We start from the raw sequence: 20,204 nt of genomic DNA, 5'->3' as shown, positions 1-20,204 counted from the left end.
TGAGGTTGATGTGACGGCGATTCTGGTGAGTGAGAATTGGAAAAAAACGTAAATCGGCTGGATTTTTGATGAAAACGGCCGGATTATCTTCGATTTCGGCTGGATTCTTCGTCAAAACGGCTGGATTATCTTCGGTTTCGGCTGGATTCTTCGTCAAAACGGCTGGATTTTTCTTGATAGCGGCTGGATTCTTCGACAAAACGGCTGGATTTTTCTTGATAGCGGCTGGATTCTTCATCAAATCGGTCGGATCTTTCAGAAGCTACTTGATTCTTCTCGGAAACGGCCTGATTTTCATCAAAGAGGACCAAATTTACTCGTGAGCGTCACCTGTAATCCCATATTATTTAATAAAATGGCAATAATCTCATCCATTATTCAACAATAGGCTTGCGCTTCTGTATATTTTTCACTAAAATAGTGAATACATATATTGTTTACCAATATCGAAACGTTGATCAGGAGTAGTAATGACGGTCTTCTGTCGTAGAGAGTTGACGGGTGGTGAAAGTCAACCAGAAGCATCATGAACTCGCCTGCTGAGTTGCAAGTGTGAACCATAGTAAGACTTGCCGTTTTCCGCGTTAAGGATGAATGAAGCTGAGTGCGCGTACACTAATGTGGGTGGTACCGCGGGAGAATGTTAATACAAACTCTCGTCCCAAATATTTATTTGGGATGAGGGTTTTTTTATTTTTTTCAAAAAGAAGGGAAGTACCCTTACGACCTTTCGAATGACAATTAAAGGAGGATCTCAATATGAGTTTTAATCATAGAAGTGTTGAGACGAAATGGCAGCAGTATTGGGAAGAAAACAAAACGTTCAAGGCGACTGAAGACGAAGGAAAATCCAGTTTCTACGCGCTGGATATGTTCCCGTATCCATCAGGCGCCGGTCTTCACGTAGGACATCCGGAAGGGTTTACGGCGACAGACATCCTTTCCCGCATGAAGCGCATGCAAGGGTATAACGTCCTTCATCCGATGGGATGGGATGCATTCGGTTTACCGGCTGAGCAATATGCCCTTGATACAGGCAATGACCCGGCAGAATTCACTCAAAAAAATATCGATACGTTCCGTCGGCAAATCAAGTCACTTGGTTTCTCATATGACTGGGACCGTGAAGTCAATACGACAGATCCCGGCTACTACAAGTGGACGCAATGGATCTTCACGAAGCTTTATGAAAAAGGCTTGGCCTATGTGGATGAGGTTGCCGTCAACTGGTGTCCTGCACTTGGAACCGTGCTTGCCAATGAAGAGGTCATCGACGGGAAAAGTGAACGCGGTGGTCATCCAGTAGAACGCCGTCCGATGAAACAGTGGATGCTGAAGATCACGGCTTATGCCGATCGCCTTGTGGAAGACCTTGAAGAGGTTGATTGGCCGGAAAGCATCAAAGACATGCAGCGTAACTGGATCGGTCGCTCAGAAGGAGCAGAAGTGAACTTTACCATCGATGGTCATGACAAATCATTCGATGTCTTCACGACGCGTCCGGATACGATCTTCGGTGCGACATATGCGGTTCTGGCACCTGAGCATCCGTTCGTTGCAGAAATCACAACGGACGCTCAACGCTCGAAAGTAAATGAGTACATCGACAAAATCAAGTCGAAAAGCGATCTGGAACGTACAGATTTGGCAAAAGAAAAAACAGGTGTCTTCACCGGGGCTTATGCCATCAATCCGGCGAACGGCGAGAAAATGCCGATCTGGATCGCTGATTATGTTCTCATGAGCTACGGTTCCGGTGCGATTATGGCGGTTCCTGCCCATGACGAACGGGATTATGAGTTTGCGAAAGAGTTCGATCTTCCAATCGTGGAAGTCGTCGCTGGAGGAAACATTGAGAAAGAAGCGTATACAGGTGACGGTGATCATGTGAATTCCGGTTTCCTTGATGGACTTGGGAAGGAAGAAGCGATTACCAAAGCGATTTCTTGGTTAGAAGAGAAAAATATCGGAACGAAGAAAGTGACATACCGCCTTCGGGACTGGTTGTTCAGCCGTCAGCGTTATTGGGGCGAGCCGATTCCTGTCATCCATTGGGAAGACGGTACGACAACGACGGTTCCGGAGAGTGAGCTTCCTCTTGTCCTACCGAAGACGACGGAAATCAAACCGTCCGGAACAGGTGAATCTCCACTTGCGAACATCAGTGAATGGGTGAACGTCGAGGATCCTGAAACAGGCAAAAAAGGCCGTCGTGAAACAAACACGATGCCACAATGGGCAGGCAGCTGCTGGTACTACATTCGTTATATCGATCCACATAACGAAGAAGCCCTTGCCGATGCGAAGAAAATGCAGGAGTGGCTTCCGGTCGATACCTATATCGGAGGAGCCGAGCATGCGGTCCTTCACTTGCTGTATGCACGTTTCTGGCATAAGTTCCTTTATGATATCGGTGTAGTACCAACGAAAGAGCCATTCCAGAAGCTATTCAACCAAGGAATGATCCTCGGGGAAAACAATGAAAAAATGAGTAAATCAAAAGGGAATGTCGTGAATCCGGATGAGGTGGTGGAATCTCACGGTGCCGATACCCTTCGTCTATATGAAATGTTCATGGGACCACTGGAAGCATCCATTGCCTGGAGCACAAACGGCCTTGACGGAGCCCGCCGCTTCCTGGACCGTGTATGGCGCCTGCTTGTCGAGGAGGATGGCTCACTATCCTCTAAAGTGACGGATGCACCAAACAGTGACCTTGATAAAACGTATAACCAAACCGTTAAGAAAGTGACAGAAGACTATGAGGGTCTTCGTTTCAACACAGGGATTTCCCAGCTGATGGTATTCATCAATGATGCCTACAAGGCGGACACTCTTCCGAAGGATTACGTAGAAGGATTCATCAAGCTTCTTTCTCCGATCGCTCCGCATATGACAGAAGAACTTTGGAGCAAGCTTGGTCACGAAGGAACGATTTCCTACGAAGCATGGCCGACATTCGATGAGTCGAAGCTAGTGGACAACGAAGTCGAAATCGTCCTTCAAGTGAACGGAAAAGTGAAAGCAAAAGTCATGATCCCCCGCGATATGAACAAAGAGGATCTTGAAAAAACAGCCATGGAAAACGATGAAATCAAAAGCCAAATCGAAGGCAAAACCATCCGCAAAGTCATTGCCGTACCTGGCAAACTAGTGAACATCGTAGCCAACTAATATTTATGAATATTTATGAGGGACGGACCTTGAACTGAATCTGATTGTTAGGAAATGCTATCAATCGGGGATTCTGTATTTCACCAAGGTCCGTCCCTCCTTTCTATTTAGAAGGACGGACTACTATATGGGCCGGGTTTTAAGCGCAAATCGCTGTATATCAGTATTCCGTTGAGGTCCGTCCCTCTTTTTAGTCCTCTTTTTAGTCCCCATGTTTCGATCTGATATTTTTGTTTGGGAGACGGGCTTTGGTATAATCATGGTGAATGAATGAAGAAAGGAAGATGACAATGGAAACGATTAAAACGATTACAACTGATGAGTTAGAAAAGAAGTTGAAAAATGGTGAAGATCTGCTTCTCGTGGATGTTCGTGAAGATGAAGAAGTGGCAGAGGGAATGATTCCTGGAGCGAAGCATATCAAAATGGGTGAAATTCCTGAGTCACTTGATCAATTTGATAAAGACAAAGAGTACATCTTTATCTGCCGTTCAGGGAACCGCAGTGGAAATGTCGCTCACTACATGCAGGAACAAGGCTATAAAGTGGTGAACATGGAAGGCGGCATGATGAACTGGGCTGGGGAGACAGCAGAGAAATAATGGTTTTTTATGTGAAGCACGTTCCCTGTTTTTAAGGGAACGTGCTTTTTTGAACAAATGCTTATTATATTAGGTTGTTTAATAGTTAACCTATTTTAATCATGTTTTTTACTCGTATCATATTCAGACAATGCAACAGCAATTTTATCTTCAATATCTCTTAGATTACTAGCCATAAAGTTATTTAATATAATGGAAAATACAAGATCCTTTCCATCTTTAGTAGTCACAAAGCCGGAAAGTGAGGTAGCTCCTGTAATTGTTCCTGTTTTGGCTTTTACATTGCCTTCAGCAAGGGTTCCCTTCATACGGTTTCTCAAGGTGCCTCCCTCCAGGCGATTGCTTGCACCTGCAATTGGAAGAGAGTTTAGATAAACTGGGTACCAGTCCTCTTTTTGAACAGTGTAAAGTAACAGTGACAACTCATTTGCCGGAATATTCGTTACATGGGATATACCAGAGCCATCTCGAATTCGCATGGTATCTGTATTTAATCCACGCATTGAAATGTAGTCTTCAAGCACTTCAAGTCCTTTTTCCCAACTACCATCATGATGAACTACCCGTCCCATTTCTTTCACCAACGTTTCAGCGATTGTATTGTTACTTAGCTTCATGAAGGGAACCATTAATTCAGAAAGTGGCATGGACTCTCTTGTAAACAGTACTTCAGCATCTGCTGGAGTTTTTCCGTATTCACCCTGATGTTGTTTGACATGGACTCCTGCTTGTACAAGTGATTTCTTGAACAAATCCAGTGCATAACCAGTAGGTTCCCAAAGCGTCACCCAAGATCGGGCAGTTGAACTATTTACCGGTATAGAACCTTCTACCACAATATTGTTGGACCCATGTTCTCGAGAAACGCTGATCGATCGTGTTCCGCTTTCGATGGTTTTCGTTTTGTTGATGATGGTCGGATAGTTTGTCTCAGGAGAAAGTTTAATGTCTGCTGGCTGCCCTGCTTGTGTAGGGGAAGTTTCAACGATGACGGTACCAGCATCATAATCCGAATCAGGTGAAGCTGTTAGCGCTGAGATTTGAGCACCGTAATAATACGATTCATCATTCCAGATCATATCTTCAGAAAGCCTGACCGAGTTATACCAACTGTCGTCTGCAATAATATTCCCCTGGATTGTTTCGATATGATTGGACTTTAAGAATGCCGCCATCTTGTCAAAATCCTCTTTTAAAAGCGTAGGGTCACCTTTTCCTTTTAGGTATAGGTTTCCTTTTAAGACATTGCCCACAATCTTTCCATCGGTTAGTACTTCTGTTTTAAATGTGTAATCAGGCCCAAGGGTATGAAGAGCAGCAGCTGCAGTAAGAAGCTTCATATTAGAGGCAGTTTTCAAACGTATATCTCCTAAGCGATCAAGAATAATTTCACCACTTTCAGCATCACGCACACTGACCGAACCAATAGCTCCATTTAAGCGTTCATCTGCTAGTATATCGTGAATTTGCTGCTCTAGATCTGCATTATCAATTGATGCGTTTACTTTTGTAGGAGTCTCAGTTGAGTGAAAGGGGGTCAAGATGAGGGTGAAAAGAAATAAAATTGCTAGTAAACGGTTCCTGGTTAATTGTAACTGGTTCATTTAAATCCCTCCTAAATGGCTAATGCACTAATATTAAATGAAAATTGAGAAAATTATAATATATTTGCAGTATTTATACAAAAAATGAATATATTGTCATATTATACGCTGCTAAAAAGGGATAGAATATGTAACCTTTCTCATAGTTGGACTCTTCTAAGTCACAATGAAGGAAGTTTGGGGCTTTTTTTGTTAATAGGGTAGAAATTTGATACTAATCAAGTCACTATTAAGTGTTTCAGTTGAGATTAAGCAATCTTTAGAATCCCTGAACCCGATTAATGGTGAAAGTAGGGTATTTTATCAGCGAAATACAAGATATATCAGCGGAATTTTCATTTTATCAGCGAAATCCGAGATATATCAGCGAAATCGACAATATAACAGCGAAATCAAAAAAACCCCCACAATTCGTAACCCCCCACTAAATCCAAAAGAAATAACCCTTCAATAGTTTGAATACCAACTATTCTGACAATACTAATACCAAAAACAATCCGGGAGGGGATTCCGTGATCCAGGTTAAGGTCTTCGACTACGAGCATGAAAAAGATTTAGAGAAAGATATGAACCAATTCCTCAGTAAAATGGATGATAAAAAGATCGTTGATATTAAATATCACGTAGCGGCGATGTCGGAGGAAGTAGAGGACCAGATCTATTGTTTTTCGGCCATGGTTGTATATAGAAAATAAAAAGGTTGATTGCTCAGAATATGAGAATCAACCTTCTTTTTTTACCATCATACCTTCGCTGCATTCAATCCGGCAAGCCGTCCAGTAACAAGGGCAGAAGTAATATTATAGCCGCCTGTATATCCGTGGATGTCGAGTACTTCACCGCAGAAGAAGAGGCCGTTCATCTTTTTCGAAGCCATCGTTTTCGGTTCGATTTCTTTGATGGAAACCCCTCCGCCCGTTACAAAGGCTTTATCAATGGATAATGTTCCGTTCACATTGAAGGTGAATTGTTTTAGAAGCTTTGTAAAATGACGGATTTTTTCTGAGGAGATGTGGTCTCCTTTTTCGTCGTGATCAATCTCTGCGCGATCCAGTAAGAATAACAGATATCTCTCAGGGACCAGTCCTTTGAATATATTTTTTGCGGCTTTTTTTCCTTCTTCCTTTACCTGCTTATGAAGGGATTGAAAGAGCTGCTCTTCATTTTGATCAGGCATGGAATCGATTTGCATAGAAACATGGGTCAGGTTCCATTTTTTCATGGCCTTTACCACATATTGACTGCAACGAAGAACAGCCGGTCCGGAAATTCCTAAATGGGTAAAAATCATATCCATTTTATGCGTGATGATTTTCTTTCCCTTAGGATTCAATACGCTCAAATCAACACTTCGCAATGAAAGTCCTTGCAGCTCTTTCTTCTTAATAAACGGTTCATCCGACGTTAGGGGAACCTCCGTCGGGAACAAGTCGGTAATCGTATGCCCGGCTTTTGTTGCCCACGGATACCCATCACCAGTTGATCCTGTATGAGGGACGGACTTACCTCCAACCGCTATGACGACAGCATTTGCGGCAAGCGTTTCCCCGTCTTTCAAGAGGATGCCGACCGTTTCCCCGTTTTCGTATAAGACTTCCTCCACACTTGTGCTGGTTCGGGTATCCACCTTTAATTCCTTCATGCGGGTCAATAAGGCTTCCACAACGTCCAGGGCCCTGTTTGATACCGGGAACATCCTGCCGTGATCTTCCTCTTTTAATTTAATCCCGAGTTTTTCGAAGAAAGAGATGATATCTTCATTATTGAACTCAGAAAATGCACTGTATAAAAAACGTCCATTTCCAGGAATATGCTTAATGATTTCTTCTATCGGAAGTCGATTGGTCACGTTGCAGCGACCACCACCTGAAATCGCGAGCTTTCTTCCAAGTTTCGTTCCTTTATCAACAAGAAGGACTTTCGCTCCGTTCTCACCGGCAGCGATACTGGCCATTAAACCGGACGGTCCTCCACCTATCACTATGACATCGTATTTCTTTACCATTTTTCCACCAACTTTTAGTTTTGCTTGTTCGTCGCTCAAAAGAGTTTCTCCTTATTTTAAATGGGATGGGTTTTAAATACAACATTCGAAAAAAATTGTCATTCGATTCGTACAGTAGTAAACTACTGATAGTGTGTAAATTTCAAGATGTATTTTATTTTGTTTGTTTAACGAGCAACAAGATATATAGAGAGGGATACTATGTCATCTAAATTAATAAGAGGAACGTTTATCTTAACGTTAGGGACCTTTATTTCGAAGTTTTTAGGTCTTTTTTATGTTATACCGTTTGATGATTTGTTAAAAGGTCATGAAGAGGGGGCATCCCTTTATCAATATGGGTATGTACCGTATACCATCTTTCTGACTGTAGCGACTGCAGGCGTGCCGCTGGCCGTATCAAAATTCGTTTCAAAATATAATGCCATAGGGGAATATGCCGTAGGGCGAAGGTTATTTAAATCAGGCCTGGTGTTGATGACGCTGACGGGGATTGTATCATTCCTCATTATGTATGCATTTGCACCGGTTTTTGCTGAAATGACGATTAAAAGTGATGAGCAGGTTATTTCCGTTGCACAGGTGACAACGGTCATACGCGCAGTAAGCTTTGCACTGATCATCATTCCGTTTATGAGCTTGATTCGGGGATTCTTCCAGGGGCACCAATCCATGGGCCCGACGGCGGTTTCCCAGGTGATAGAACAGATTGTCCGTATCGTGTTCTTACTCGGCGGGATATATGTTGTATTGAACATTCTGAATGGATCAGTGACGACCGCCATCGCCGTAGCCACATTTGCTGCATTTGTCGGGGGGCTGGCAAGTCTCGGGGCATTGATTTGGTATTGGTTTAAACGAAAGCCTCATTTAGATGAGCTATTAGAGGAAGATCGCGGTCAAGAAGAGATTTCATTACGATCGATGTACAAAGAAATCATCGCCTATTCGATTCCGTTTATTTTTGTGGGGCTCGCCAATCCATTGTTTCAACTGGTTGATCAGATTACATTTAATACAGCGATGGCGGATATAGGGAACGCAAAAATCTCCGACCATGCCTTCGCCGTATTAAACTTCTATACTCATAAGCTGGTTATCATCCCGGTGTCATTGGCAACCGCCTTTTCTATGACGCTGATCCCGTTAATTACGACCTCTTATACAAGCGGCGACCGGAAAACGATGCGTAGAAATATTGACCAAACCTTTCAAATTCTATTGTTTTTAACAGTGCCTGCTGCTTTGGGAATTGCACTTTTAGCTGAACCGACGTATACGATGTTCTATCATAGCGATGCGTTAGGAACTTCTATTTTGAGATCCTATGCACCTGTTGCGATTCTCTTTGCTTTATTTGCTGTTACGGCAGCCATTCTTCAAGGAATCGATGAGCAGAAATTTACGATTTTCAGCTTGCTGGTCGGCTTGCTTCTCAAGCTTGTCCTGAACATACCATTGATTCGCTTATTTGAAACTCAAGGTGCAGTCATTGCCACTGTGATAGGGTATGCGGTAGCGATTTTAATCAATTTATATATCATCAAGAAATATGCAAGATATCAATTCCGACTGATTTTGAGAAGAACAATGTTCATTGGAGCACTGAATGCCATAATGGCAGTGGTGGTATTGGTGCTATACGGTGTACTGGTCCAATTCCTTAATCCGGAATCCGGATTCCAATCGATTATTCTCGTTGCTGTCTGTGGCGGAGTGGGAGCACTCGTATACTTCTACTTAAGCTTAAGAAGTAAATTGGCAGATCGATTATTCGGAGATAAAGTGGCGAGAATTCGCAGCAAACTTCGCATAGGGTAAAGGGAAAAGGGATGATACATGCCGATCATCCCTTTTTTTATTGAGCTTAGCAGGTTAGAAATGGAGAGGGAGGGTTGATTTGCCCTCGTTTTTAAAGAGTCTTTTTCGAGATTTACGCGTCGTTTTCATGATTTATGCACCGTTAATCAATAATGTGAAATGCGAACGCTAATTATTGTAATATCCAAGCTGTCTTTCAAGTCGCTCTACTTTTCTTTCTAAGCGGTCGACTCTACGGTCCAGACGCTCATATTGTCTCTCCAGTCGGTCTAACCGGGCGTTGACGCCGCCACCATAACCTTGACCAGGAAAACCTGGATATCCTTGACCGCCACCTCCAGGGAGTGGAATAGGAATTAATAATCCGCCTGAACCCTGTTGTCGATATGGATACATATGCTTCACCTCAATTATTTTTTTCATATTTGCTTACCTTTAGTAGCCTATGTTAAGAATAGAAACATGAATGGGTAGGTGCCCATGGACTGGTCAAATCATTAATAAAATCAACATTGAAGACGAACTCAACAAAAACGGAGCGTGATTAATTTGAGAATAGATAAAATGCTTGCCAATATGGGTTACGGCAGCCGGAAAGAAGTAAAGAAATTATTAAAGGATGGCGGACTTCAGGTCAATGGAGAGGTCATTAAGGATGGAAAGGTACATATCAATACGGAGAAGGATACGGTGATGTTGTATGGAGAACAGGTTGAGTATCGTGAATACATCTACCTTCTCATGAATAAGCCACCTGGAGTCATCTCAGCAACTGAAGATGGACAGGATGAAACCGTCATTGATTTACTTCAATTGGAAGATCAGATATTCAATCCATTTCCTGTTGGAAGACTCGATAAGGATACAGAAGGATTCCTTCTCATTACGAATGACGGTCAATTATCTCACCAGCTCCTTTCTCCGAAGCGTCATGTACCGAAAACGTATTTTGCCGTGATTGACGGGGAAGTGACAGAAAAGGACGTGGAAGCCTTTAAAAGTGGAGTCACATTGGATGATGGCTATAAAACGAAGCCGGGGGATTTAACGATCTTAAAATCGGGTTTAACTTCAGATATTGAATTGACGATTACAGAAGGGAAATTCCATCAGGTGAAGAGGATGTTTGAAAGTGTCGGCAAGCGCGTGATCTATCTGAAGCGTTTAACGATGGGACCACTCGAGCTTGATCAAGACCTGGAGCTTGGGGAGTACCGTGAGCTGACAGAAGAGGAAGTAACCCTTCTTAAGGAATATAAGCCGGAATAAAAAACGGGGCAGCACCATTCGGTAAAGGTGCTGCCCCGTTTCTTTGTTTAAAAAGTCATTTTAGTCCGCTATTCTCGTCTTATGCTTGTCGCCTCTGGGCGAAGCCCTTCCGCTTTTCTATGTGTCCAGCTCCGGCGGCTAGTCCCTCGAGGTCATAAGTCAAGAACACCAAAAAGGCAAAGGGCGCCTTTCCGGTGTTCTCGACTTATGCTTGTCGGGCCTGAACGAGCCGCCTCCGCATTTCTATGTGTCCAACTCCGGCGGCTAGTCCCTCGAGGTCATAAGTCAAGAACACCAAAAAGGCAAAGGGCGCCTTTCCGGTGTTCTCAACTTATGCTTGTCGGGCCTGAACGAGCCGCCTCCGCATTTCTATGTGTCCAGCTCCGGCGGCTAGTCCCTCGAGGTCATAAGTCAAGAACACCAAAAAGGCAAAGGGCGCCTTTCCGGTGTTCTCGACTTATGCTTGTCGGGCCTGAACGAGCCGCCTCCGCATTTCTATTAAGAAGTCATCTTCACTTTCTTCTCCGTAGTTGTCCATTGACCGCGACTTGGGCTTTGCACCAAGTCATTGTAAGCTAACACGTTGAGATCTCTTTGTATGGTGCGAGGAGTAATGCCAAATTCGTCTACAAGATCTTGAGTTGTTACAGTACCTTTCTGTTTAATGTACATGTATACAGCTTTGATTCTAGTTAGCATACGATTGGTTGAAGGTTTCAAAGAACCACTCCCTCATCATTTTTCCAAAGGCAAAGACTACATGCGTCATTTGTGCACCTCACGTGCTACCATATGTACTATGCGCTTTAGACAACCCCTTTTCTACATATAAAGTTTACTCATAAGATGTCAGACAATTACATTGTAACCCTAATCCGACAAAATTTCTAGAATATTGTCCAAATTTACAAACAATTTACGTAGTAACTCATGGTTGTATTCCTAGAATATGAATAAAATGCTAAATATATGTATTTTTTATCTTATAAAGCTCTTTTTGTATAGATTATTTCTATCTCACAGAAGAAAGGAAGTTGTCGATTTGCGCTAGAGGATGAGTGTAGGAACAAAACGTGGACCGTTCCTTTCCGCTGGAGGCACAAGATTCCCCGGCCGAACGCTAGCTGCAAGCGAAGCGGTTCCCCTCACCATCCAGCACACATTGATTGACAGAGCCCTGCACTTCCAGGGGTGATTCAGCAAAATTCTCTCTGTTTGGATTTCCCCATGAAACAGTATAAAATGATAGGAGAAGTAAATACATATAGAGCAGGTGGAAACGAATGAGTATCAATTGGACAAATGAAGTGGAGAAGCGGAAGGACGATTTGCTTAAGGATCTGCAACATTTCCTGCAAATTAAAAGTGTGTTGGATGAAGAGAATGCGACAGAGGAAGCACCGCTGGGAAAAGGCGTGAAAGAAGCGCTGGACTATCTGTTAACCCTTGGTGAGAAAGACGGTTTCACCCCTAAGAATGTGGATCATCTTGCAGGGCATTTAGGATTTGGGGAAGGAAATGACCTTCTCGGCATCCTTTGTCATGTGGATGTTGTGCCGGAAGGGGATGGATGGAGTGTCGATCCTTATGGCGGTGAGATAAAAGACGGTAAGATTTTCGCCCGTGGAGCGATCGACGACAAAGGTCCTACAATGGCTGCTTACTATGCCATGAAAATCGTAAAAGATCTTGATCCCACCTTTAATAAGCGAATCCGCATGATCATTGGGACAGATGAGGAAAGTGACTGGAGATGTGTAGAGCACTATTTCAAAAAAGAAGAAATGCCTACAATGGGATTTGCTCCTGATGCCGATTTCCCGATCATTCATGCAGAAAAAGGGATTGCCGACTATGATTTAGTTCAAACAGAACCAGCGGATGCGTCCCAATCAGGCATCAAAGTCCTGTCCTTCGAGTCCGGCCGCCGCTACAACATGGTTCCTGACTATGCAAAGGCAGTCCTTCTAGTGGACGAGGACCATACAAAATGGGTTCAAAACTTTGAAATTTTCACAAAGGAAGAAAACATCAAAGGTAACTATTACATCGAAAACGGCGAGCTTGTTTTTGAAGTCGAAGGTGTTTCTTCACATGGAATGGAGCCTGACAACGGGAAGAATGCGGGTCTCTACTTAGCCGCATTCTTATCACAGCTGCCACTATCTTCTAAAGGAAAAGAATTCTTTGAGTTCACGACCAAGCATTTCTTTAAAGATTCAAGAGGGATTCAACTCGGTGTAAGCTACCGTGACGATATTACGGGAGATTTAACGATCAACGTAGGGAAACTGCGCTATTCAGATGCTGATGGTGGACGATTAGGATTAAACATGCGTTATCCGGTTACGTTTGAGATGGAAAAAGGAAAGGCAATCATCGAGAACATAGAAGGCTATTCAATTGAGAACTTCTCAGATAGTAAACCTCATCATGTGTCGAAAGACGATGAACTCGTTCAAACGCTGAAAAAGGTATATGAGGATCAAACCGGTGAGAGAGGCGAGTTATTAAGCATCGGTGGAGGGACTTACGCCAGAAGCTTAGAGGCAGGCGTAGCATTTGGAGCTTTATTCCCGGGCCGTGAAGATATTGCTCATCAGAAGGATGAATATATGTATATAGAGGATCTCCTGAAAGCAACGGCTATTTACGCACAGGCTATCTATGAATTAGCCTGTGAATCTTAAGAGAGACAAGGGGAGAGCAGAATGAACACAGTATTTGTAAATGGGGAAGTCATCGATCGTGCCGATGCGAAGATTGATATTGAGGATCGGGGTTATCAATTCGGGGATGGAATCTATGAAGTGATTCGCGTATACGGCGGAAACACGTTCACGATGAAGGAGCATATGGAGCGACTTTATCAAAGTGCTGAAAAGATGAAGCTGTCCATTCCGTATTCGGAAGAAGAACTGACGGCACATCTTCTGGAGCTTATCGATTCCAATCAAGTGAAAGACGGGATTGTTTATGTGCAAGTGACCCGCGGTGTATCTTCCCGTCAGCACCATTTTCCTTCAAAAGATGTAATGGGAAGCGTCGTTGCTTATACCAAAGATTTTCCTGTTCCTCTTCACCAGATGGAGCAAGGTGTAACAGCTAAGCTGGTCGAAGATATCAGGTGGCTGAGATGTGATATTAAGAGCTTGAATCTTCTCGGAAACCTCCTGGCAAAAGAAGAAGCTGCTTCCGAGGGGCATTTCGAAGCCATTTTGCATCGAGGGGATACTGTGACGGAAGGCTCCTCTTCTAATGCATTCATGGTGAAAGATGGAGTCATCTACACACATCCCGCTACAAACCTGATACTCAATGGTATTACTAGAAGAGTCATTGAAGATTTATGCAGAAGAAATAATATCTCTTTTCAAGAAGAGACGTTTCTTGTCCATGATCTTCTCGAAGCGGATGAAGTATTCATCGCAAGTACGACTTCAGAAGTCATGCCCGTCATTAAGATCGATCAACAGGTGGTCGGGAATGGGAAACCCGGTACTGTAACGAAAAAGCTGCAGGCACTCTTTAGTGAAAGAAAAAGGGAACAAAGCCCGGTAAAATAGTTGGAGGCTTTAAATGAGATTGATTTGTTCACAACCATTTATGAAGACCGAACGTAGAATAGAAGACAACCGGCAATTCACCGTAGAGACAGAGGAGCATCTTTATTTATACAGTGATCGAATCGAGACTCCTACGAAAAGCTTCACCATCAAGGACGTGATGGATGTGACAAGCAAACCATTGTCAGCTTTCTATACTTTTTTGTATCTGCACACGATTGAAGGAGTGTGGACGTTTGTTGTTAAGTCATCTCCTGAACATTTCATTACGCAGTATCATAAGGTTAAATGAACATAAGGAAGAGGCTGCGCCGTTATGGGCGCAGCCTCTTTTGGTTATCGTCCGGATCGAGAAGTAAGTCGAAGCGCTTTTGTATATTAAAATCTGAACAGGTCGCTTGATAGATATCTTTCTCCTGTATCGCAGGCAATGCACACGACTACATCTTCCGGTGATAATTTCTTCGCCACTTCAATGGCTGCATAACAAGCGGCTCCTGATGAAGGTCCTACCAGAATTCCTTCTTCACTTGCCATTCTACGGGCGATATCGTAGGCTTGCTCGTCTTCGATTTTATGAATTTCATCATACACTTCCGTATTTAAAATATCTGGAACAAACCCGGGACTCGTCCCGACTAATTTATGCTTCCCTGGCTTTCCTCCAGAAAGAACCGGGGATCCTGCCGGCTCCACCACATGAACGGCAAGATCCGGGTAGTGCTCTTTTAACACTTCACCTGTCCCTGTAATCGTGCCGCCCGTTCCGGCAGTCGCAACAAATGCAGATAAGGGCTTGCCGATTTCTTTCATGGCTTCGACAATCTCGAGAGCAGTCGTTTCCCTGTGGGCATTTGGGTTCGCATCGTTTTCAAACTGCATCGGCATGAAGCTGTTTGGAATTTGCTCTGTTAATTCTTTCGCTTTTTCAATAGCACCCGGCATTTTGTCATCTCCAGGTGTTAAGACTACTTCAGCTCCATATGCTTTTAACAGATTAATACGCTCTTGAGTCATCGTATCGGGCATCACCAGGATTGCGCGATATCCCCTTGCGGCTGCATTCATGGCAAGGCCGATGCCGGTGTTTCCACTCGTCGGCTCTATAATGGTCGATCCTGCCTTCAATAAGCCTTCCTTCTCTGCTTCAACGATCATTTGAAAGGCAGCACGGTCCTTCACACTTTTACTCGGATTATAGAATTCTAATTTAACATACACATCCGCCCCGTCAGCAGGATTGAGGCGATTCAATTTGACTAGTGGAGTGTCCCCGATCAATTCAGCAATATTTTGTACAACTTTCATGTTCAACTTCCTTTCAGAAAACGTTCTTCTTCTATCGTACTAATTCATATAAATCTTATCAAATAAATGCGCTTTGTATTTCATTTTTATTGCATTTCCTCCTATTCATTCTCTCTCATGACACATTTTGCTAAAATGGTAGTAATAAATGAAAGGACGAGTGATATGTTGAAAGCTCACTATTTCTTTGCACTTTCCCTGTCTCAGGAAACGAAACGCCATATTCATAAATGGACGCAGCCAATGAAGGATGAGGATTCCTTTCAGCGCTGGGTGCACCCGCAGGATTATCACATCACATTAGCCTTCTTAGGAAATGCGGATGAACTTCAACCCGTGATCCATAAAGTAGGGGCTCTGGAGTGTTCTGCCTTCCCTTTAACCCTGGATTACTTCGGGATCTTTGGCAAAAGTGATTCACCCAGAATACTTTGGATGGGTGTTCAGCCATCAGAAGCATTACAACGGGTTCGGGACCGTATGTATGATGCGTGTGAAGAAGCGGGCTTTCAATTAGATAAGAGACCTTTTTCTCCACATATCACAGTAGGGCGGAAGTGGAATAAAGACTTCCCTTTTACTCCCGAATGGTTAAATGCGTTTCAGCCGACTGATACCCACTCCTTCACAGCAGGAGAAATTGTGTTATATCAAACCCACTTAGATAGACTGCCAAAGTATGAAGCCATTTACACCAAATCATTACAGGCATATCGACCGTCATGAAAGGATAGATTCATATGGCACAACTGATTAAACTCCAAGATTACGTTTCCAGGTACGAAACGGATTTATATAAATATCCTTCCCAATTTGTCCGATTAAAAAAGCAGCAATGGGAAAAAATGAAACAACATTGGGAAAACGGCGCTCTTCCTCCCGTTACACCCATCATGAAGGATGAAGTGCCAGAGGAGGAAGGGAACTCCATGAAGGAGAAGCTCTTTTCACTCTTTAAAAAGAAAGGAGCTCAAGAAGAGGAGCAGTCAAGTTCTATTCAACTGAATGATGACGAAATTGAAATCGAAATGGATTCACATCAAGATATCTCTACAGAGGAAGAATTAAAGGTTTCCTTCCTGGACCTTTTATTTGATTTTCAGTTGAGATGGGCAAGCTCCACGATTATGGAGAAATCCTATGTAGACAACAGCTATCATTATGACGAACGCTTGCGCTACCTGCTTCAGCGCTTTCCAGATAACATATTCGTGATGTACAACCCGGTACTAAGAATTAAACAAGCACCTGTAGAGCTCGAAACCATTTTGATCACTCCGACAGGAATATGGTGCCTAACCTTTCTTGAATTTGAGGAAGGAACCGCCTATATCGGATCTGGAGAACGATTTTGGCTGAAAAAATGGGGAGATGTCGAGACGAAGGTATTAAACCCTCTTATCGGTCTAAGGAGAATGGAGAGTATACTCCATCAGATCATTCAATATGAAGGAGTGGAGCTCCCTATTTATAAAGGTGTGATAAGCAGGAATGGATACATAGATTACCCACAGGCTCCAGTGGGCATCCAGTTTCTGGATAAACGGTATCACAACGAATGGTTCCAACAGCAGCGTTCAAGCTCTTCTCCAATCAAGAGTGTGCAGCTAAAAGCGGCACAAGCCATCATGGAGTATTGCGAAACCACTTCTTTCAGAAGGCTTCAGTGGGAAGAACAGACGGTTGGTTCAGATGAGAATCAACAATGAAAACGATTTTTATCGTGAACCCTTCTGCAAAGAACCATCATTCCTTAACTTCATGGAATCAATTTAGTCAAACAATCGACATTCCATATGAAATGTTTGTGACAGAGCACCCCGGGGACGTAAAGAGCATTGTCGCAAGTAAGGTCAACGAATCTCCTGACGAATTGCTCTTGGTCGTGGGAGTCGGTGGAGATGGCACCATGAACTCTGTGGTCAGTGGAACAATCGGTTTTGACAAGGTCGTTATAGGGTATATTCCATCAGGAAGCGGTAATGATTTTGCAAGAGGCTATAATTGGCCTAACAATCAAAAACAAGCATATACCTTAATAAAGCAGGGATTAAAAAAAGAGGATATCGTGCTTTGGGATTCTGGTCAATATTCCATGAGCAGCGGACCAAATGGGCATTTTGTGAATAATATAGGAATAGGCTTTGATGCGCAAATTGCCCGGATGGCAAATCGTTCTCCCTTTAAAAAGTGGTTGAACAAATGGTCCCTTGGGCAGTTGATCTATCCTATCCTTCTTTGTAAGGAAGCGTTTACGTTTAAACCTTTTTCTCTTTCGATAAGGGTCGATGGAAAAGAACAACGGTTCCACAAGGTATGGTTTGTGACGATTTCGAATCAGCCTTTTTTTGGCGGAGGGATGAAAATCGCCCCACAGGCCTGTCCTCAAGATGGCTACATCGATATGACTCTCGTCCACGGTTTATCCAGGTGGAAATTACTCTTGGTCTTTCTATCCGTCTTCTTCGGAAAACATACGGCTTTCAAAGAAGTCAGCACGCGTACGGGAAAGATGATTACGGTTCGATCGAGTCAGGATGTACCTGTTCACGCAGACGGAGATACTATTGAAGAACTGAAGAAGGCTGATGAATTGAAGGTGAATGTTCTTCCATTAAGTTGGAAAATGTTAAACAGAAGTGGGTGGCAGAAGTGTTAGTCATTAGCAGGCATTACGATGCGTTTTTAGATATGTTCAATACGATTACTATGATTCTTCCATACGATTATCATGAAGGTCATTCAAGTCACTTCACCCTGATAAAGGGAAGTGAAAAAATAGCTCTTCACATTGAAGAAAAGATTCCCCTCAATGATGCCATGAAATATGTCACGACAATCCAAGGCGAAAAGGTTATTTTAGGGAAAACGTATGAAGTGGTGGATGAGCATAACACAAAGACAGACCTACAGATCGGGGCGGTCATTAGAACCGAGGAATTTGATCAACGCTATTATTACGATGGGGATGACCTTGGTGTTACATACCAAGAAGGGTGCACCGTATTTAAAGTATGGGCTCCCACGTCAACAGAGGTAAGATTAAAGCTGAAATCCCCTGATGATGAAGAAATCCAGTATCCATTCGCGAGAGTCGAGAACGGCGTATGGGAATGTAAGGTGAATACCAATGTAGATGGGTATTATTATACGATTCTTACGTGCATCAATTTAGTATGGGATGAATCGATCGATCCATACGCTAAATCCGTTTCCTACGATAGTGAGTGGGGATGTGTTGTAAATCTGGGTAAAGGTGAGGCTCTTTCCTCCCTTCCACCATTATCATCTCCGACGGATGCAGTCATTTATGAGTTGAACATTCGCGATTTCTCAGCTCAAAAAGAAAGCGGCATGAAATATAGAGGAAAGTATCGTGCTTTTACAGAAAAAGGGACTTCCACTCCAAGTGGATTCAGCAGTGGAATTCAGTACCTGAAGGAGCTGGGGATCACCCATGTTGAACTGCTTCCTGTAAATGATTTCGATGGGGTGACCGATCACCCTGCCGATAAAAACTACAATTGGGGATATAATCCTTTGTTTTTTAACGCACCTGAAGGAAGCTACAGCTTAAAGCCTGAAGATCCATATGAACGAATCAATGAACTGAAAAGCGTGATTCGAAGCCTTCATGAAGAAAATATCAGGGTCATACTGGATGTGGTGTACAACCATGTTTTCATTCGGGAGGATTCGTCTTTTGAAAAGCTCGTACCCGGATATTTCTTCCGTCATGATGAAAATGGCTTACCGTCAAACGGGACCGGAGTGGGAAATGACTTTGCTTCCGAACGCCTGATGGCCAGGAAATTCATCGTTGATTCGATTCTTTATTGGATAGAAGAATACGGTGTCGACGGCTTCCGTTTTGATCTAATGGGAATTCTTGATATTAAGACAATGGCCACAATCCGTGAAGAAGTGGAGAAGGTTTTGCCAGGAGCCATTTTAATAGGAGAAGGTTGGGACCTGAATACGCCTCTGCCCCCCCATCAAAAAGCTAACCTGCGTAACGCCCATCAACTTCAAGGTATCGGTCAATTCAATGATTGGTTCCGGGACACGATTAAAGGAAGTACCTTTAACTTATATGACAAAGGATTTGCCCTCGGTCACGGTCATTTGGAACAAAAAGTGGAACTCGTCCTGACTGGAAGTGTCGGGATGAAAAATGGAGAAAGAGGACTCTTTAAAGAGCCGACTCAATCGGTCAACTATGTGGAATCCCATGATAACCACACCCTTTGGGATAAAATGAAGGCTTGTTTAAATGAAGAAGAAGGAACCCTTATGGATCGCCATAAATTGTCAACTACGATGGTGTTGTTATCACAAGGAATCCCTTTTCTTCATGCAGGACAGGAATTCTTCAGAACGAAAAACGGCATTGAGAATAGCTACAATTCTCCAGTGGAAATCAATCAATTAGACTGGGTCAGAAGAGAAGAATATGATGAGGTTGTCCAATATGTTAAAGCGCTGATTCAAATCCGTAAAAGTCACGGCGCCTTCCGTTTTCAGAAGAGCGGGTTGATCAGGGAGCATGTAGAAGTCTCCCATAGCATTGAAAATCTTGTCGTCGTTCACTATCGGAATGTACACCCGTATGGTCCGTGGAATGAGATCTTCATGGTCTTCCATTCAGATACGAAAAAATGTGACTATTCTCTTCCAGAAGGAAAAGATTGGATTTGTTTATCAGATGGTAATCGGGCAAATGTAAACGGTCTTTATGAGGTAGAGAAGCCGACCATAACCCTTGAACCCGTCTCTTCCTATGTATTTGTAAGGTAACAGTTCATTCCAGTGCTTGACGAAAACGCAAGATGACGATAAAATCTTAAACAGATGG

The 20,204-nt window shown here is 43.2% G+C and carries 18 protein-coding genes and 1 other annotated feature; of the genes, 13 read left to right on the top strand and 5 right to left on the bottom strand.

From position 1 onward, the window contains the following. Positions 1-29 precede the first annotated feature (29 nt). The 3 genes from Q1B03_RS06575 to Q1B03_RS06565 all read left to right on the top strand — a co-directional run bounded on the left by Q1B03_RS06575 (position 30) and on the right by Q1B03_RS06565 (position 3,776). Positions 30-323 (top strand): hypothetical protein, encoded by a 294-nt coding sequence (locus tag Q1B03_RS06575; RefSeq protein WP_299739423.1) that lies wholly within the window; start codon positions 30-32, stop codon positions 321-323. A 122-nt stretch (positions 324-445) separates the two neighbouring features. Continuing rightward, positions 446-667: a binding site (T-box leader), on the top strand. Positions 668-759: 92 nt separating this feature from the next. Beyond that, on the top strand, positions 760-3,174 hold the full coding sequence (gene leuS, locus Q1B03_RS06570; RefSeq protein ID WP_299739421.1) for a leucine--tRNA ligase: 2,415 nt from the start codon (positions 760-762) through the stop codon (positions 3,172-3,174). A gap of 290 nt (positions 3,175-3,464) precedes the next feature. Continuing rightward, on the top strand, positions 3,465-3,776 hold the full coding sequence (locus Q1B03_RS06565) for a rhodanese-like domain-containing protein (RefSeq protein WP_299739419.1): 312 nt from the start codon (positions 3,465-3,467) through the stop codon (positions 3,774-3,776). Positions 3,777-3,871: 95 nt separating this feature from the next. Here the strand turns inward: Q1B03_RS06565 and dacB are convergent, their stop codons facing one another. After that, positions 3,872-5,380: a D-alanyl-D-alanine carboxypeptidase/D-alanyl-D-alanine-endopeptidase gene (gene dacB, locus Q1B03_RS06560; protein ID WP_299739417.1), complete on the bottom strand. Its 1,509-nt coding sequence runs from the start codon at positions 5,378-5,380 to the stop codon at positions 3,872-3,874. A 512-nt stretch (positions 5,381-5,892) separates the two neighbouring features. On the opposite strand from dacB, the gene Q1B03_RS06555 reads away from it, so the two are divergent. Continuing rightward, on the top strand, positions 5,893-6,075 hold the full coding sequence (locus tag Q1B03_RS06555; RefSeq protein WP_044340313.1) for a sporulation protein Cse60: 183 nt from the start codon (positions 5,893-5,895) through the stop codon (positions 6,073-6,075). Positions 6,076-6,122: 47 nt separating this feature from the next. Here the strand turns inward: Q1B03_RS06555 and Q1B03_RS06550 are convergent, their stop codons facing one another. After that, on the bottom strand, positions 6,123-7,385 hold the full coding sequence (locus tag Q1B03_RS06550; RefSeq protein ID WP_299739684.1) for an NAD(P)/FAD-dependent oxidoreductase: 1,263 nt from the start codon (positions 7,383-7,385) through the stop codon (positions 6,123-6,125). 201 nt (positions 7,386-7,586) lie between these two features. On the opposite strand from Q1B03_RS06550, the gene Q1B03_RS06545 reads away from it, so the two are divergent. Next, the gene (locus Q1B03_RS06545; protein ID WP_299739412.1) at positions 7,587-9,206 is read left to right on the top strand and encodes a polysaccharide biosynthesis protein; all 1,620 of its coding nucleotides are present in this window, start codon (positions 7,587-7,589) and stop codon (positions 9,204-9,206) included. 168 nt (positions 9,207-9,374) lie between these two features. Here the strand turns inward: Q1B03_RS06545 and Q1B03_RS06540 are convergent, their stop codons facing one another. Next, entirely contained in the window at positions 9,375-9,629 is a 255-nt protein-coding gene (locus Q1B03_RS06540; protein WP_299739410.1) for a hypothetical protein, read from the bottom strand. A gap of 126 nt (positions 9,630-9,755) precedes the next feature. Here Q1B03_RS06540 and Q1B03_RS06535 point away from each other — a divergent pair, with 126 nt between their 5' ends. Further along, on the top strand, positions 9,756-10,475 hold the full coding sequence (locus tag Q1B03_RS06535) for a pseudouridine synthase (RefSeq protein ID WP_299739408.1): 720 nt from the start codon (positions 9,756-9,758) through the stop codon (positions 10,473-10,475). Between the two features lie 498 nt (positions 10,476-10,973). Here the strand turns inward: Q1B03_RS06535 and Q1B03_RS06530 are convergent, their stop codons facing one another. Beyond that, entirely contained in the window at positions 10,974-11,195 is a 222-nt protein-coding gene (locus Q1B03_RS06530; RefSeq protein WP_044340309.1) for a DeoR family transcriptional regulator, read from the bottom strand. A 563-nt stretch (positions 11,196-11,758) separates the two neighbouring features. On the opposite strand from Q1B03_RS06530, the gene pepV reads away from it, so the two are divergent. From pepV to Q1B03_RS06515, 3 genes are read left to right on the top strand one after another with little or no spacing between them, the layout of a single operon-like run. Beyond that, positions 11,759-13,165: a dipeptidase PepV gene (pepV, locus tag Q1B03_RS06525; RefSeq protein ID WP_299739403.1), complete on the top strand. Its 1,407-nt coding sequence runs from the start codon at positions 11,759-11,761 to the stop codon at positions 13,163-13,165. A gap of 21 nt (positions 13,166-13,186) precedes the next feature. After that, positions 13,187-14,041 carry a D-amino-acid transaminase gene (dat, locus tag Q1B03_RS06520; RefSeq protein ID WP_299739401.1) on the top strand — a complete coding sequence of 285 codons (855 nt, stop codon included), beginning with the start codon at positions 13,187-13,189 and terminating at the stop codon, positions 14,039-14,041. Between the two features lie 13 nt (positions 14,042-14,054). Further along, positions 14,055-14,333: a hypothetical protein gene (locus Q1B03_RS06515; RefSeq protein ID WP_299739399.1), complete on the top strand. Its 279-nt coding sequence runs from the start codon at positions 14,055-14,057 to the stop codon at positions 14,331-14,333. Positions 14,334-14,419: 86 nt separating this feature from the next. Here Q1B03_RS06515 and cysK read toward each other — a convergent pair whose 3' ends face one another. Further along, positions 14,420-15,349: a cysteine synthase A gene (gene cysK, locus Q1B03_RS06510; RefSeq protein ID WP_299739397.1), complete on the bottom strand. Its 930-nt coding sequence runs from the start codon at positions 15,347-15,349 to the stop codon at positions 14,420-14,422. Positions 15,350-15,514: 165 nt separating this feature from the next. Between cysK and thpR the strand changes: the two genes are divergently transcribed. From thpR to pulA, 4 genes are read left to right on the top strand one after another with little or no spacing between them, the layout of a single operon-like run. Further along, the gene (thpR, locus tag Q1B03_RS06505) at positions 15,515-16,075 is read left to right on the top strand and encodes an RNA 2',3'-cyclic phosphodiesterase (RefSeq protein ID WP_299739395.1); all 561 of its coding nucleotides are present in this window, start codon (positions 15,515-15,517) and stop codon (positions 16,073-16,075) included. A gap of 14 nt (positions 16,076-16,089) precedes the next feature. Further along, entirely contained in the window at positions 16,090-17,058 is a 969-nt protein-coding gene (locus Q1B03_RS06500; protein WP_299739393.1) for a nuclease-related domain-containing protein, read from the top strand. Next, on the top strand, positions 17,055-18,008 hold the full coding sequence (locus Q1B03_RS06495) for a diacylglycerol kinase family protein (protein ID WP_299739391.1): 954 nt from the start codon (positions 17,055-17,057) through the stop codon (positions 18,006-18,008). The genes Q1B03_RS06500 and Q1B03_RS06495 overlap by 4 nt, the downstream gene beginning before the upstream one ends. Then, positions 18,002-20,146 (top strand): type I pullulanase, encoded by a 2,145-nt coding sequence (gene pulA, locus Q1B03_RS06490; protein WP_299739389.1) that lies wholly within the window; start codon positions 18,002-18,004, stop codon positions 20,144-20,146. Before Q1B03_RS06495 ends, pulA begins: the two co-directional genes overlap by 7 nt. The last annotated feature ends 58 nt before the right edge of the window (positions 20,147-20,204 follow it).

Source organism: uncultured Rossellomorea sp., from assembly GCF_947488365.1.
Taxonomy (GTDB): Bacteria; Bacillota; Bacilli; order Bacillales; family Bacillaceae_B; genus Rossellomorea.
The sequence above is the reverse complement of the archived record's forward strand: the minus strand, read 5'-3'. Positions and strand labels throughout refer to the sequence as shown.

Coding starts and splice junctions, on each gene's coding strand:
- leuS (WP_299739421.1), top strand. CDS start 760: ATGAGTTTTAATCATAGAAGTGTTGAGACGAAATGGCAGCAGTATTGG.
- Q1B03_RS06565 (WP_299739419.1), top strand. CDS start 3,465: ATGGAAACGATTAAAACGATTACAACTGATGAGTTAGAAAAGAAGTTG.
- dacB (WP_299739417.1), bottom strand. CDS start 5,380: ATGAACCAGTTACAATTAACCAGGAACCGTTTACTAGCAATTTTATTT.
- Q1B03_RS06550 (WP_299739684.1), bottom strand. CDS start 7,385: ATGGTAAAGAAATACGATGTCATAGTGATAGGTGGAGGACCGTCCGGT.
- Q1B03_RS06545 (WP_299739412.1), top strand. CDS start 7,587: ATGTCATCTAAATTAATAAGAGGAACGTTTATCTTAACGTTAGGGACC.
- Q1B03_RS06540 (WP_299739410.1), bottom strand. CDS start 9,629: ATGAAAAAAATAATTGAGGTGAAGCATATGTATCCATATCGACAACAG.
- pepV (WP_299739403.1), top strand. CDS start 11,759: ATGAGTATCAATTGGACAAATGAAGTGGAGAAGCGGAAGGACGATTTG.
- dat (WP_299739401.1), top strand. CDS start 13,187: ATGAACACAGTATTTGTAAATGGGGAAGTCATCGATCGTGCCGATGCG.
- Q1B03_RS06515 (WP_299739399.1), top strand. CDS start 14,055: ATGAGATTGATTTGTTCACAACCATTTATGAAGACCGAACGTAGAATA.
- cysK (WP_299739397.1), bottom strand. CDS start 15,349: ATGAAAGTTGTACAAAATATTGCTGAATTGATCGGGGACACTCCACTA.
- thpR (WP_299739395.1), top strand. CDS start 15,515: ATGTTGAAAGCTCACTATTTCTTTGCACTTTCCCTGTCTCAGGAAACG.
- Q1B03_RS06500 (WP_299739393.1), top strand. CDS start 16,090: ATGGCACAACTGATTAAACTCCAAGATTACGTTTCCAGGTACGAAACG.
- Q1B03_RS06495 (WP_299739391.1), top strand. CDS start 17,055: ATGAAAACGATTTTTATCGTGAACCCTTCTGCAAAGAACCATCATTCC.